Raw genomic sequence first — 13,695 nt, forward strand, 5'->3', positions numbered from 1 at the left:
CCCCGGAGTGCGCCTTCTCAATCGCCGGACACTATGCACGAAGGGCGGCGCCGTCCCGCGGGGTGGCGCGCGAGCGCCGCCCCATGGGGGCGGGTCGGCGCTGCCCGGCCTGACGGCCGGGCGGGACAGATCGAGAGGTCAGCAGGGCGCCGCAAGACGCCCCGCCCCACGTCAGCCCTTCGCGGCGTCCAGTGCGGCCCAGACCCGACCCGGGCTCGCGGGCATCGCGAAATCTTCGACGCCGCGCTGCGCGAGTGCATCGCAGACCGCCGACATGCCGGCCGCCATGCCGCCGACGGAGCCAGCCTCGCCCACGCCCTTCACCTTCAGAGGGTTCAGCGACGTCGGCACCTCGTGGAAGCCGCAGTTGAAGAGCGGCATGTCCTCGGCGCGCGGCATGGCGTAATCCATGAAGGTCCCGGTCAGCAGCTGCCCGTCGCCTTCGCCATAGCGCATCTCTTCCAGGAAGACCTGCCCCAGAGCCTGCACCGCGCCGCCGTGGATCTGCCCCTCGGCCAGCTGCGGGTTCAGCACGATGCCGATGTCCTCGATGGCGGAATAGCGGTCGAGGCGGGCCTGCCCGGTCTCGGGGTCGATCTCCACCTCGGCCACGTGGCAGCCGTTCGGGAAGGTCGGCCCGTCGGTCTCGAAGATACCGCGCCCGATCAGCTGCACGCCGCTCTCGGCGGCCAGCTTCGCGACCTCGGTCATCTCGATCTCGCGGTCGGTGCCGGCGATGCGGAAGGTGCCCGCGTCATACTCGATGTCGGCGGCATCCGCCTCCAGCGCGTCGCCCGCGATCTCCTTGGCCTGGGCGATCACCCGCGACACGCCGTCCTGCAGCGCGGAGCCGCCCAGGATCATCGCCGAGGAGCCGCCCATGCCCTTGCCGCGCTTCACCGTCTCGGTGTCGCCCTGCACGTAGCGGATGCGATCCGGGCTCAGCCCCAGCTCGGCGGCGGCGAGGTCGATCATCGCCGTCTCCAGGCCCTGCCCCGCCGAGAAGGCGCCCACGGCCACGGTCACCGTGCCGTCCGCGTTGAAAGAGATGTCGGTGGCATCATCGGACTTGCGCCCATAGGGCCCGCCCGAGGTCTCGACGCAGAGCGCGAGGCCGAAGCCGCGCAGCAGGCCCTTGGCCTCGCTCTCGGCCTTGCGGGCGGCAAAGCCCTCCGCGTCGGCCTTCTTCAGCCCGGCTTCGAGGATCGCGGGAAAATCGCCGCTGTCGTAATCGAAGATGAAGGGCGAGGTCCAAGGCATCTGCTCGGGCTGGATCAGGTTCCGGCGCCGCAGCTCGATCGGGTCGAGGCCCAGCTGCCGTGCGGCCTTGTCCACCAGCTGTTCGATGATGAAAGTCGCCTCGGGACGGCCCGCGCCACGGTAGGCGGTCACCGGCACGGTATTGGTCAGCACCAGCTCGATCCGGGCGGCGACGGAGGGGGTGCGATAGACCCCGGCGATGCCGCCGATGTTCAGGATCGCGGGCATCGAGCGGCCCGTGGCATAGGCGCCGATGTTCTGGAACACCTCGACCGAGAGCGCGGTGAAATTGCCCTCGGCATCCAGCCCGAGGCTGGCGTCGAAGACCATGTCGCGGCCACCCTCGTCGGAGATGAAATCCTCCGAGCGATCGGCGCGCCAGCGCACCGGCTGGCCCAGCATCTTGGCGGCCCAGAAGACCAGCATCTCCTCGCGGAGCGGCCCGTGCTTCATGCCGAAGGCCCCGCCCACGTCCTTGGCCACGACGCGGATGCTCTCCGGCTCCATGCCGAAGCAATTCGCGAGGTCGGCGCGCAGCGAAACCGGGTGCTGGTAGGAGGCATAGAGCGCCAGCCGCCCGCCCTCTTCCTCGTAGGCGAAGGCGTTGCGCGGCTCCATCGCCACGGCGGTCACGCGGCTGATCGGCAGGCGCAGCTGCACGACCTTGTCGGAGGCCTCCAGTGCAGCGGCGGTGGCATCCCAGTCGCCCCGGCCCCAGATCGCGCCGATGTTGCCCGGCCGTTCGTCATGGACCAGCGGCGCGCCCTCGGCGCGGGCGTCGGTGACATGCACCACGGCGTCCAGATCGTCGAAATCCACCTCGATTGCCTCGGCGGCATCCATGGCCTCGGCAAGGCTTTCGGCCACGATCATCGCCAGCGGCTCGCCGAGGTAGCGGATACGCTCCGAGACCAGCAGCGGACGCTCGGTCGCGGTGTACTTGGTCCCGTCCGGCCCCTCGACATTCAGCGGGGCCTGATAGGGCGCCACGCCATCGGCGACGAGGTCCGCCGCCGTGAAGATCGCCACAACGCCCGGCATCTCGCGGGCGTCCTCGACATTCAGCGTGGTGACGGTGCCGTTGGCGATGCTGGCGCGCAGGAAATAGGCCTTCAATGCGCCGGGCTGCGGCAGGTCGTCGGTGTAGCGACCCTGACCGGTGATCAGCCTGTCATCCTCGATTCGTCCGAGGCGGGGGGGCATTGCGGTCATGGGGCGTCTCCTGTCCTTGCGTCATCGGGCGGTGGCCCGGCGCGGCGAGGGAACAGGGGATCGGCGCAGGTTGCAAGAGGTGATCCTGCAATCCTGCCATTCATTCACGCCGTATAGCGCCGCACGCCCGTCCCGCGGGCAGCAGGACGGCGCCCGCCCCCCGGCCCCATGCGAAAGCGGGCCCGGTGGCGGGCCCGCGCAGGGTCAGATGACCTCTTCGAAGCCGATCTTGCGGCCGATCTCGACCAGTTTGCCCGCTTCGTCGTGATAGTCGTTCACGGCTTTCTTGTAGAATTCGAGCTGCGCCTGGTAGAGCTCTGCCGGCGTGCGGCAATGCAGCATCGTGTGGGTGAAATCCACGTCTTCCTTCATCCGCGCCGCGGTGAAGGTGGAGAGTTCCGACCCGAACTCCATCAATGTTTCAAAGAACTGCGCCGCTGGCCAGACCGGCATGTCTTTGCTGTCCATGAAGCCCGCAGGCTTGGCAGCGGTGGTTTTGGTGGCGCACATGGCACATCCCTTCAAACTAGTTACCCCGGCGGGAATCATAGCAGAGAGATAAAACGCCGATTTGACCGGGATCAATTTCCCGGCGCTTCCGGGACAAATCACCCCACGTTTGTCCGCTTACGCCCATTTCATCGGCGATTCTTTGCCAACGCGGTGTAAATTTCACCTGTGCATGAATAAAGACGCCCACGCCGATTGCGGTGCCCGATGCCCATCCCGGGCCGCGTTCTCCCCATCCTGAGCCGCCTCCCACGACCGTCCTGCCGAACTTCGCGGCACTGCGGCATGATCCAGCGCAAATTCGCCCGGTTCATGGACGGCTATGGTGTCACCGCAGCGTCACGTGACGGTAGCAGCTTGTCCGGCGAGACAGGCACGGGCTAGGCAGGTACCGTCGCGTAAAGGTCAGGAGTGTTGCACTATGATGATCGAGAACCGGACATTCGACGAGCTCGCCCCGGGGGATACGTCCCAGATCCGGCGGCTGTGCACCCAGGATGACCTGATCGCCTTTGCGAATGTCTCGGGCAACCATAACCCGCTGCACCTGCATGACTATGACGGGGACGGCGACGGCCTGCAGGAGGCCGTGGCCCCCGGCATGTTCCTGGGCTCGCTGATCTCGGCCGTTCTCGGCAACGTTTTGCCCGGGGCGGGCACCCGCTACCGTGCGCAGCAGTTCACCTTCCACGAACGCGCCCATGCGGGCGAGGAGCTGGTCTCGACCGTGACGGTCCTCTCCAAGGAGGCCGACACCGGAACCGTCACGCTGGAGACGACGATCCGCCGGGTCTCGGACGACGCGCTGATCCTCAGCGGAGAGGCCCTTGTCGAGGCGCCCAAGCGCAAGCTGCATTATTCCACCGTCGACCTGCCGGGCCTCATCGTCCAGCGCCACCGCCACTTCGAGGCGCTGCTGGCCAAGGCCGAACCCCTCCCCGCGCTGCGCACCGCCGTGGTTTGCCCGGAGGAGCCGAATTCCCTTGGCGGGGCCCTGCTGGGCCGCGATCACACGCTGATCGAGCCGATCCTCGTGGGCTGTGCCCGCAAGATTGCCGCCTGCGCCGAGGAGATGGGCCGCTCCCTCGACGGGATCGAGGTGATCGACCTGCCCGACCACCACGCCGCCGCCGAGAAGGGCGTGGCACTGGTGAACGAGGGCCGGGCCCATGCGGTGATGAAAGGGCACCTGCACACCGACGTCCTGCTGCGGGCCGCGCTCGACAAGGCCCATGGCCTGCGCACCGGGCGGCGGCTGACCCATGTCTTCGTGATGGATGTGCCGGGGCTCAACCATCCGCTGCTGGTCACCGATGCGGCGATCAACATCCAGCCCGACCTCAAGACCAAGGTCGACATCGTCCAGAACGCCATCGACCTCGCGCTGTCGCTGGGGATCGAACAGCCCAAGGTGGGCGTGCTCTCGGCGGTGGAGACAGTGAACCCCGACCTGCCCTCTTCCATCGACGCGGCGCTGCTCTCCAAGATGGCGGACCGGGGGCAGATCACCGGCGGGCTGGTGGACGGGCCGCTGGCGATGGACAACGCCGTGGATCTCGCCGCCGCGCGGACCAAGGGGATCACCTCCCCCGTGGCGGGCCGGGCCGAGGTGCTGGTCGTGCCCAACCTCGACGCGGGCAACATGCTGGCGAAACAGCTGACCTATATCTCCCACGCCGAGGGCGCGGGGCTGGTGCTGGGGGCCAAGGTGCCCTTCATCCTGAACTCCCGCGCCGATGACGACATGGCGCGCCTCGCCTCCTGCGCGGTGGCGGCGCTGCACCATGCCCGCATCTCCGGGGGCGGCGCATGAGCCACCTGCTGACGCTGAACGCGGGCTCCTCCTCGCTGAAGTTCGCGCTCTATGCCACGGCGACGGGCGACCCCGTCCCGCGCGCCGTCGGCAAGGTGGAAAGGATCGGCTCTGCCCCCGTCCTGTCGCTGAAGGACAGCGCCAGCGGGCGCAGCATCGCGAAGGAAGAGCGCATCGCCGCCACCAGCCACGCCGGCGCGCTGCAGGCCGCCCTTGCCGCGTTGGAGGGCGCCTATCCGAGCGCGAAAGTCCGCGCCGTGGGCCACCGCGTCGTCCATGGCGGGCGCAAGCATTCCGCCCCGGCCCTGCTGACGCCGGAGGTCATCACCGATCTCGACCGGCTTTCGCCCTTCGCGCCGCTGCACCAGCCGCACAACCTCGCCGGTGTCCGCGCCGCGGTGGAGGCCTTCCCGGAGGCGCTTCAGGTGGCCTGTTTCGACACCGCCTTCCACCGCTCGCATCCCTTCGTGAACGACACCTTCGCGCTGCCGAAGGAATATTACGACAAGGGCGTGCGCCGCTACGGCTTCCACGGGCTGAGCTACGACTACATCACCGGCGTGCTGGACGCGGAGTATCCCGACCTCCACGAGGGGCGCGTCGCCGTCGCCCACCTTGGCAACGGGGCGTCGCTCTGCGCGATCCGGCAGGGGCGGTCGCTGGCCTCGACCATGGGATTCTCGGCGCTGGACGGGCTGCCGATGGGCACACGCTCGGGCCAGCTCGATCCCGGCGTGGTGCTCTACATGCTCCAGCAGGAGAAGCTTTCGCCCGACCGGATCGCGGAAATCCTCTATACGAAATCGGGCCTTGCCGGAATTTCAGGCATCAGCCACGACATGCGCGACCTGCTCGACTCCGACAGTACGGATGCAAAGAACGCGGTGGATTACTTCACCTTCCGCATCCGGCGCGAACTGGGGGCCATGGCCGCCGCGCTGGAGGGGCTGGACGGCATCGTCTTCTGCGGCGGCATCGGGGAAAACGCGGCCCCCGTGCGGCAGATGATCTGCGATCCCATGGGCTGGCTGGGGGTTTCCGTCGATCCGAAGGCCAACGCTGCCAACGCGCGGGAGATCGGAACCGGCAAGATCCGCGTGCTCGTCATCCCCACGGATGAGGAGATCGTGATCGCACGCGCGGCAGCAGCACTTCTGTAGGGGCAATCACGTCCGCCCTGCGTTGACGCTGCCAAGACCCACCATATACTCCGCCGCATGACACGCCGCGCCGATGCCGTTAGAAACCGCGCCCGCCTGCTTCAGGCCGCGCATGAGGTCTTCCTGAACGAGGGGATCACCGCACCGCTGGATCATATCCGGCAGGTGGCCGGTGTCGGGCGCGCAACGCTCTACCGCAATTTCCCCGACAGGGGGGCGCTGGTGGAGGCGCTGCTCGAACGCTCCTTCCGGCGGATCGAGACGCTGGTCGAGGGGCGGCAGGATCCGCACGCCTTCTTCGATCTGCTGAGCGCGACGGTCAGCGAGATAGCCGACAATTGCACGCTCTACGATTTCTGGCGCGCCCAGACGGCTGAACCGCAGGCGGTGGAACGCCTGCAGGAGCGGCTGATGCGCTGCTTCGAGCCGCCGATCGGCGCCGCCAAGGGCGCGGGCCTGCTGCGCGAGGACATGACCGCCGCGGACATGGCGCTCGGCCTGCGGATGATCGGCTCGATGCTGAGCGGCCAGCCCCCCGAGGACCGCCCGGCGCAGGCCTGGCGCGCGGTGCACCTGATCATCCACGGCATGATCACCCCCGAAGGCGCCGAACAAGTGGGCCCCTGCCCGCAGCCCGGCGTGCTGATGCAAAACGGGGACGCCCAGAAGGACGCCCCCGCCGCCTGATCCCGTCTGCCGCGGTCAGATGACCGCTTCGAAGAGCGCCTTGGTGTTCTCGACCGTCATCGCAACCGGATTGCCGCCCACCGAGGGATCGGTCAGGGCCATTTCGGTCAGCAGGTCGATCTTGTCGGTTCCCACGCCAAGTGCCGAGAGCTTCGCCGGGATGCCCAGCATCTCGTTCAGCTCCACCACGCGGGCGCAGAAGCCCTCGTAGCCGCCCGCGATGCCCATGTAGGCCGCGGCCTTGTCCAGCCGGTCCTCGATCTCGGGCCGGTTGAAGTCGAGGCAGGCGGGCATGACGACGGCATTCGTGGTGCCGTGGTGCGTGTTGTAGAGCGCGCCGACCGGGTGGCTCAGCGCATGGATCACGCCGAGGCCCTTCTGGAAGGCCACCGCCCCCATCATCGCCGCCGACATCATATGCGCCCGCGCCTCAAGGTCCGTGCCATCGGCATAGGCCCGCGGCAGATACTCGTTCACCAGCCGCAGCCCTTCCAGTGCAACGCCCTGGCTCATCGGGTGGTAGAAGGGCGAGGAATAGGCCTCGAGGCAATGGGCGAAAGCATCCATGCCGGTGCCCGCGGTGATCATCCTGGGCATGCCCACCGTCAGCTCGGGGTCGCAGATCACGACCGCGGGCAGCATCTTGGGGTGGAAGATGATCTTCTTGTAATGGGTCTCGGAGTTGGTGAGCACCGTGGCGCGGCCCACTTCCGAGCCTGTCCCGGCGGTGGTGGGCACGGCGACGATGGGCGCGATCTTCGAGGCATCCGCGCGGGTCCACCAATCGCCGATGTCCTCGAAATCCCAGACCGGGCGGGTCTGGCCCGCCATGAAGGCAATCGTCTTGGCCAGGTCGAGGCCAGAGCCGCCGCCGAAGGCGATCACGCCATCATGGCCGCCGGCCTTGTAGGCCGCGATCCCGGCGGCGAGGTTGATCTCGGTCGGGTTCGGATCGACCTCGGCAAAGAGCGCGGCGCCAAGGCCCGCAGCCTCCATGATCGCCAGCGTGTCCTGCGTGATCGGCAGCGCGGCGAGGCCCTTGTCCGTCACCAGCAGGGGCTTGGAGATCCCCGCCTGCTTGCAGGCTTCGGGCAGTTCCTTGATCCGGCCTGCGCCGAACTTGATCGCCGTGGGATAGGACCAGTTTCCAACGAGGTTCATGCTTTCACCTTTCTGAAATGGTAGGAGCGCGGCCGGGTCAGGGCGTGGAAGCCCAGAACCGAGAGCGAGGCGCCCCGCCCGGTATCCTTGCAGCCGGTCCAGCACATGGCCGGATCGAGGTAATCGGCGCGGTTGAGGAAGACGGTGCCCGTCTCGATCCTGCGCCCCAGCGCCATGGCGCGGTCCACGTCCTGCGTCCAGAGCGAGGCCGTCAGCCCGTAGTCGCAATCGTTCATCAGGGCGAGTGCCTCGGCATCGTCCTTCACCGGCATGATGCCGACAACGGGGCCAAAGCTCTCTTCCTTCATGACGCGCATGTCGTGGGTCACATCGACGAGGATCTGCGGCATCAGGTAGGCGCCGCCGTCATCGGCCGGGAAATTGGCCGGGTCGATCAGCGGCTTGGCGCCCTGCGCCACCGCCTCGGCCACCTGTTCGCGCACCACCTTGGCAAACCGCGCGTTGGCCATCGGCCCCAGCGTCGTCGCCTGCTCCAGCGGGTTGCCCAGCGTCAGGGCGTTGACGAAGGCCACGGCCTTTTCGACGAAGGCATCGTAGAGGCTTTCGTGGACATAGATCCGCTCGATCCCGCAGCAGCACTGGCCCGCGTTGAACATCGCCCCGTCCAGCAGCGTGTCCACCGCCCAGTCGAGGTCCGCGTCCTCCATGACATAGCCCGGGTCTTTGCCGCCCAGCTCCAGCCCGACGCCGGTGAAGGTGCCCGCCGCCGCGCGTTCGATGGCCTTGCCGCCGCCGACCGAGCCTGTGAAGTTGATGAAGCCGAAGGCGCGTTCGCCGATCAGCGCCTCGGTCACGTCATGGGTGAGGAAGAGGTTCTGGAACAGCTCCGCCGGGACACCGCCCCGGGCAAAGGCCTTGGCCATCCGCTCGCCCACCAGAAGGGTCTGGGCGGAATGTTTCAGGATCACCGCATTGCCCGCGATCAGCGCGGGCGCGACGGCGTTGATCGCCGTCATGTAGGGGTAATTCCACGGCGCGATGACAAGGATCACCCCATGGGGGGCCCGTTCGATCCGGCGCTCGAACTTGTCCGAGCTTTCCACCACGAGGGGCGCCAGCGCCTCCTCGGCGACCGAGGCCATGTAGCCCGCCCGCTCGTTCATGCCGCCGAATTCGCCGCCGTAGCGCACGGGGCGGCCCATCTGCCAGGCCAGTTCCTCAACGGCCTCGGCGCTCTCCTCGTTCAGCGCGGCAAGGCCCGCCTCCACGATGGCGATCCGCTCTGCCAGCGGTTTCTCGGCCCACTCGGCCTGCGCGGTGGCGGCGCGGGCCACGGCGGCGCGCGCCTCGTCCAGCGGCATCGCCGGACGCTCCGCATAAACCCGCCCGTCAACGGGCGAGATACATTGGATCATGTCAGTCATGTCTTACGCTCCGGTAAAGGCTTACGCCTGTTCGAAACCGTGCCGGACTTCCCAGTCGGTCACGATACGGTCCCGCTCTTCGATCTCCCACAGGGCCGCGCGGTGGTAGTGTTCCACCACATCGTCGCCGAAGGCGTCACGCAGCATCTTGGAATTCCACAGCAATTCCGCCGCCTCGTCCATCGAGCGCGGCACCTCGCGCACCTTGTCGGCCTGGTAGACATCGCCATGGGTGGCGGGTTCCAGTTCCAGCCCGCGCTCCAGCCCGTCAAGGCCCGCGGCCAGCTGTGCCGCCAGCGCCAGGTAGGGGTTCAGGTCCGCGCCGCCGATGCGGCATTCCACCCGCACGCCCTTGGTCCGCTCGCCGCAGACGCGGAAGCCCGCGGTGCGGTTGTCGGTCGACCAGACCGCCTTGGTCGGCGCGAAGAGCCCGACGCAGAAGCGCTTGTAGCTGTTGGGATAGGGCGCGAGGAAATAGGTGATGTCGCGGGCATGTTCAAGCAGGCCGGCCATGTAGCTCTTCATGGTCGCGGACATGCCGTAGGTGTCTTCCATGTCGAGGAAGGCGGGCTGGCCGTCCTTCCAGAGCGACTGGTGCACATGGGAGGAATTGCCCGCCCGGTCGGTGTGATACTTCGCCATGAAGGTGACGGACCGCCCGTGCTTGTGGGCGATCTCCTTGGTGGCGTTCTTGGTGATCGTGTGCATGTCGGCGGTGTCGAGCGCGTCGGAATATTTGACGTTGATCTCTTCCTGCCCGACCTCGGCCTCGCCCTTGGTGTTCTCCACCAGAATACCGGCGCCGTAGAGCCCGTTGCGGATGTCGCGCATCACGCTCTCTTCCTTCGTGGTGCCGAAGATCGAGTAGTCGATGTTGTAGCGCCCGAAGGTCTGCATGTTCTGGTAATTGCCGTCGCGCATCGCGTCGAAGCTCTGCTCGAAGAGGAAGAACTCCAGCTCGGTGGCCATCATGACGTCGAAGCCCAAGGCCTTGGCGCGGGCCACCTGCTTTTTCAGGATCGCGCGCGGCGAGATCGGCACGGGTTCGTGGGTGTGGTGGTCCAGCAGGTCGCACATCACCATCGCGGTGCCCGGCAGCCAGGGCACCAGACGCAGCGTGCTGAGATCGGGCTTGTGCACGTAATCCCCATAGCCCGCCTCCCAGTTGGTGGACTTGAAGCCCTGCACCGTCGTCATTTCGAGGTCGGTGGCCAGCAGGTAGTTGCAGCCGTGGGTTTCCTCGTAGCCGCTGTTCACGAAATGCACCGCGTGGAAGCGTTTGCCCATCAGACGCCCCTGCATGTCCACGATGCAGGTCAGCACCGTGTCGATCTCGCCCGCGGCGACCATTTCCTTGAGCTTATCGAACGTCAGATTGGCAGGCATGTCCGTCTCTTCTTTGGAAAATCAGCGCCCTCGGGCGCGAAGTTGCGGTTGGGCCGGGCGGCGCGGTGCGCCCGGCCCGGAAGGCGTCAGCGGTAGGGATAGCCCGCTTTTTCCATGGTTGCAGCGTATTTCTTGAAGGCCTCGACGACCTTCGCGGGGCGCTCGCCCTGGGCCGCGATCTCGTCCCAGAAGGTTTCGGCGTCCTTGACCACGGTCGACCATTCTTCCGGCGGGATCGAGGTCAGTTCCATCTTCTCGCCCTCGACGCGCAGCTTGGCCTCGCCGCCCCAGTACCAGACCGCGCGGTAGTAATGCGACTGGTCGATGGTGATCTTGAACAGCTCCTGCAGGTGCGGGGGCACCTTGTTCCAGCTTTCGGTGTTTGCAAAATACGAACCAAACCACGCTCCGGTGACACTGTTGGTGAGGGCATAATTGCACAAATCAGCCCAACCGACCTCGTAGGCCTCGGTGAAGCCGCACCAGGCCACGCCGTCCAGCTCGCCGGTCTGAAGCGCCACCTCGACGTCGTCCCACGGCACGGTCACGGGGATCAGCCCGTATTGCGACAGGAAGCGCCCGGCGGTCGGCACGCCGAAGACGCGCTTGCCCTTCATGTCGGCGAGCGAGCGGATCGGGTCCTTGGTGAAGATGTGCAGCGGGTCCCAGGCCCCGGCGGAGAGCCAGGTCACGTTGTCGACCTCGGAATAGGCGTCTTCCCAGATTTCCTTAAGCCCGTAGTAGTTGAACAGCGCCGGCACATCGAGCGAGTAGCGCGTGGCGAAGGGGAAGTAGCCGCCGAAGACCGAGATATCGACCGGCGAGGCCATGGTGGCCTCATCCGACTGCACGGCGTCGATGGTGCCGTTCTGCATGGCGCGGAACAGCTCGCCCGTGGGCACCAGCTGGTCGGCGTAGTAGAGCTCGATCTCCATCTCGCCGTTCGCCGCCTCGTTGAAGGCGTCGATCTGCGGCTTGATGACATGGGCCCCCAGCGGCGCGCCGGAGTAGGTCTGCAGGCGCCACTTGATCGCGCCGGTCTGGGCGATCACGGCGGGGGCCGCCAGCGTGGCCGCGGCGCCGACGCCCGCGCCCTTCAGGAAGCGGCGGCGGGACGACAGGATCTTCTCGGACGGTGTGGGTTTGATCAAATCACTCATATCTCTCTCCTGGGGTTAAAGGGTGGCCTCTTGTCGGGCCTTTGGTGGAACGGGGGCCTCAGCGCCCCCGCACGTATTCCGGCAGCCACAGTGCGATCTGCGGGAAAATCATGACCAGTGCGATGGTCAGCGCCATCATCGCCACGAAGGGCCAGATGGAGCGGTAGATGTCGGGCAGCGTGATCTCTTTCGGTGCCATGGCCCGCATCAGGAACAGGTTATAGCCGAAGGGCGGCGTGATATAGGCGATCTGGCAGGTCATCGTGTAGAGCACGCCGAACCAGATCAACTGGTTGCCGAAGCCGAGATCCAGCAGCTTGACCAGCGGCACGTAGAGCGGCGCCACGATCACCAGCATCGCCGTGTCGTCGAGGAACATGCCCATGACGATGAAGCTGAGCTGCATCATGATGATCACCTGCCACGGCGTCAGTTCCCACCGGGTGATGAAGAGGTTCTCGATCGCGCGCACCGCGCCGATGCCGTCGAAGACCGCGCCAAAGGCCAGCGCTGCGAGGATCAGCCACAGGAACATGCAGGAGATCGCCAGCGTCTTGCGCGCCGTCTCGTGCATCATGCGGAAGGTCAGCCGCCCCTTCACTGCCGCCGCCAGCGTGGCCGCCGTGGCCCCCACGGCGGAGCTTTCCACCAGCGAGGTGATCCCCATGATGAAGAGCCCGGTCATGGCGAAGAAGATCAGGAAGGGAATGATGCCCGCGCGCAGCAGCTTCAGCTTCTCGCTGAGCGGCATGTTCATTTCCTCGTCCGAGACGGTCGGCGCGAGGCTGGGGTTCAGCTTGCAGCGCACCACGACGTAGACGAGGAACATCCCCGCCATCAGCAACCCCGGCAGCACGCCCGCCAGCCACAGCTGGCTGACCGGCTGGCGCGCGATCATCCCGTAAAGCACCATGACGACCGAGGGCGGCACGAGGATCCCCAGCGAGGACCCCCCCTGCACCACCCCGGTGATCAGTACCTTGTCATAGCCCCGGCGCAGCATCTCGGGCAGCGCGATGGTGGCCCCGATGGCCATGCCCGCCACCGACAGGCCGTTCATGGCCGAGATGATGACCATCAGAAAGATCGTCCCGATCGCCAGCCCGCCCCGGACCCGGCCGAACCAGACATGGAGCATCTTGTAGAGGTCTTCGGCGATGCCTGCCTCGCTCAGCACATAGCCCATGTAGATGAAGAGCGGCAGCGTCAGCATCGGGAACCAGTTGAAGAGCTTGAAGGCCGCCGAGAAGGGGATCTCGATCCCGCCGGTGCCATAGAGCAGCAGCACCGCCCCCGAGGCGACGAAGCCGATGGCCGCAAAGACCCGCTGCCCGGTGAGCAGCAGCACCATCATCGAGGCGAACATCAAAAGCGCGATGAGTTCATAGCTCATGCCACGTCCTCCTCGCCCATCTCGTTCGGGTCATGCTCATCCGTCAGCGGCGCACCGCGCAGGATCGCCCAGTACTTGAAGCAGAGCGAGACGGTCTGAAGCATCATCAGGATGATACAACCCACCATCAGCGACTTGATCGGGATCATCGAGGGGTTCCACATGGAGAACCGGCGCTCGTTGGTCTGGATCGCATATTCCAGCGAGGAGACCGCGCCCGTCAGCAGCACGCCGAGGTAGAACAGCAGGCAGATCATCGTGATCAGGTCGAGCCGCGCCTTCCCCGTCACCGAAAGCCGGTCATAGAGCAAGTCCATGCGGACGTGATCGTTGTCCTTCAGGGTCATTGCCCCGCCCAGGAAGTAGTAGCTTGCCAGCGTGAACTGCGCTGCCTCGATGCACCAGTGCAGCGGGATGTCGATGACATTGCGCGTCACCGCGTCCAGCAGCAGGATCCCCACCATGAGGAAGATGAGGTACATGGCCACGTAGCCCACGTATTGCGATAGGGTGTCCACCACCCGGACATAGGTCCTGATTGCCTTGGGCATCTGCCCGTACTCCCTGT

The 13,695-nt window shown here is 66.5% G+C and carries 11 protein-coding genes; 3 read left to right on the forward strand and 8 right to left on the reverse strand.

Translation table 11 applies throughout. The features are described from left to right. Positions 1-171 precede the first annotated feature (171 nt). Both LCM32_RS17820 and LCM32_RS17825 read right to left on the reverse strand, forming a co-directional pair. Positions 172-2,472, reverse strand: coding sequence for a xanthine dehydrogenase family protein molybdopterin-binding subunit (locus LCM32_RS17820; RefSeq protein ID WP_224822447.1), 2,301 nt, complete (start codon positions 2,470-2,472; stop codon positions 172-174). 204 nt (positions 2,473-2,676) lie between these two features. Next, the gene (locus LCM32_RS17825; protein ID WP_224822448.1) at positions 2,677-2,982 is read right to left on the reverse strand and encodes a phasin family protein; all 306 of its coding nucleotides are present in this window, start codon (positions 2,980-2,982) and stop codon (positions 2,677-2,679) included. Positions 2,983-3,403: 421 nt separating this feature from the next. On the opposite strand from LCM32_RS17825, the gene LCM32_RS17830 reads away from it, so the two are divergent. The 3 genes from LCM32_RS17830 to LCM32_RS17840 are packed head-to-tail and all read left to right on the forward strand — an operon-like array spanning position 3,404 to position 6,642. Next, a complete protein-coding gene (locus tag LCM32_RS17830) occupies positions 3,404-4,795 on the forward strand; it encodes a bifunctional enoyl-CoA hydratase/phosphate acetyltransferase (protein WP_224822449.1) in 1,392 nt (463 codons plus the stop codon). After that, positions 4,792-5,955, forward strand: a complete 1,164-nt coding sequence (locus LCM32_RS17835) for an acetate/propionate family kinase (protein ID WP_224822450.1) — start codon at positions 4,792-4,794, stop codon at positions 5,953-5,955. Before LCM32_RS17830 ends, LCM32_RS17835 begins: the two co-directional genes overlap by 4 nt. A gap of 57 nt (positions 5,956-6,012) precedes the next feature. Further along, complete coding sequence (locus tag LCM32_RS17840) at positions 6,013-6,642, forward strand: TetR/AcrR family transcriptional regulator (protein WP_224822451.1); 630 nt, start codon at positions 6,013-6,015, stop codon at positions 6,640-6,642. A gap of 15 nt (positions 6,643-6,657) precedes the next feature. On the opposite strand, the gene LCM32_RS17845 is transcribed toward LCM32_RS17840, so the two are convergent. From LCM32_RS17845 to LCM32_RS17870, 6 genes are all read right to left on the reverse strand, one after another. Then, positions 6,658-7,803: an iron-containing alcohol dehydrogenase gene (locus LCM32_RS17845; RefSeq protein ID WP_224822452.1), complete on the reverse strand. Its 1,146-nt coding sequence runs from the start codon at positions 7,801-7,803 to the stop codon at positions 6,658-6,660. Then, entirely contained in the window at positions 7,800-9,188 is a 1,389-nt protein-coding gene (locus LCM32_RS17850) for an aldehyde dehydrogenase family protein (RefSeq protein ID WP_224822453.1), read from the reverse strand. Before LCM32_RS17850 ends, LCM32_RS17845 begins: the two co-directional genes overlap by 4 nt. A gap of 21 nt (positions 9,189-9,209) precedes the next feature. Further along, positions 9,210-10,574 carry a glutamine synthetase family protein gene (locus tag LCM32_RS17855; protein ID WP_224822454.1) on the reverse strand — a complete coding sequence of 455 codons (1,365 nt, stop codon included), beginning with the start codon at positions 10,572-10,574 and terminating at the stop codon, positions 9,210-9,212. Positions 10,575-10,660: 86 nt separating this feature from the next. After that, a complete protein-coding gene (gene dctP, locus LCM32_RS17860; RefSeq protein ID WP_224822528.1) occupies positions 10,661-11,695 on the reverse strand; it encodes a TRAP transporter substrate-binding protein DctP in 1,035 nt (344 codons plus the stop codon). A gap of 97 nt (positions 11,696-11,792) precedes the next feature. Then, complete coding sequence (locus LCM32_RS17865; protein WP_224822455.1) at positions 11,793-13,127, reverse strand: TRAP transporter large permease; 1,335 nt, start codon at positions 13,125-13,127, stop codon at positions 11,793-11,795. After that, the gene (locus LCM32_RS17870; RefSeq protein ID WP_224822456.1) at positions 13,124-13,678 is read right to left on the reverse strand and encodes a TRAP transporter small permease subunit; all 555 of its coding nucleotides are present in this window, start codon (positions 13,676-13,678) and stop codon (positions 13,124-13,126) included. Before LCM32_RS17870 ends, LCM32_RS17865 begins: the two co-directional genes overlap by 4 nt. Positions 13,679-13,695 lie beyond the last annotated feature (17 nt).

Origin of the sequence: Pseudooceanicola nanhaiensis (genome assembly GCF_020171315.1) — a bacterium.
Taxonomy (GTDB): Bacteria; Pseudomonadota; Alphaproteobacteria; order Rhodobacterales; family Rhodobacteraceae; genus Pseudooceanicola; species Pseudooceanicola nanhaiensis_A.

What these genes read in the sequence shown, in the direction of transcription:
- LCM32_RS17820 (WP_224822447.1), bottom strand. Translation starts at nt 2,472, where the DNA reads ATGACCGCAATGCCCCCCCGCCTCGGACGAATCGAGGATGACAGGCTG.
- LCM32_RS17825 (WP_224822448.1), bottom strand. Translation starts at nt 2,982, where the DNA reads ATGTGCGCCACCAAAACCACCGCTGCCAAGCCTGCGGGCTTCATGGAC.
- LCM32_RS17830 (WP_224822449.1), top strand. Translation starts at nt 3,404, where the DNA reads ATGATGATCGAGAACCGGACATTCGACGAGCTCGCCCCGGGGGATACG.
- LCM32_RS17835 (WP_224822450.1), top strand. Translation starts at nt 4,792, where the DNA reads ATGAGCCACCTGCTGACGCTGAACGCGGGCTCCTCCTCGCTGAAGTTC.
- LCM32_RS17840 (WP_224822451.1), top strand. Translation starts at nt 6,013, where the DNA reads ATGACACGCCGCGCCGATGCCGTTAGAAACCGCGCCCGCCTGCTTCAG.
- LCM32_RS17845 (WP_224822452.1), bottom strand. Translation starts at nt 7,803, where the DNA reads ATGAACCTCGTTGGAAACTGGTCCTATCCCACGGCGATCAAGTTCGGC.
- LCM32_RS17850 (WP_224822453.1), bottom strand. Translation starts at nt 9,188, where the DNA reads ATGACTGACATGATCCAATGTATCTCGCCCGTTGACGGGCGGGTTTAT.
- LCM32_RS17855 (WP_224822454.1), bottom strand. Translation starts at nt 10,574, where the DNA reads ATGCCTGCCAATCTGACGTTCGATAAGCTCAAGGAAATGGTCGCCGCG.
- LCM32_RS17865 (WP_224822455.1), bottom strand. Translation starts at nt 13,127, where the DNA reads ATGAGCTATGAACTCATCGCGCTTTTGATGTTCGCCTCGATGATGGTG.
- LCM32_RS17870 (WP_224822456.1), bottom strand. Translation starts at nt 13,678, where the DNA reads ATGCCCAAGGCAATCAGGACCTATGTCCGGGTGGTGGACACCCTATCG.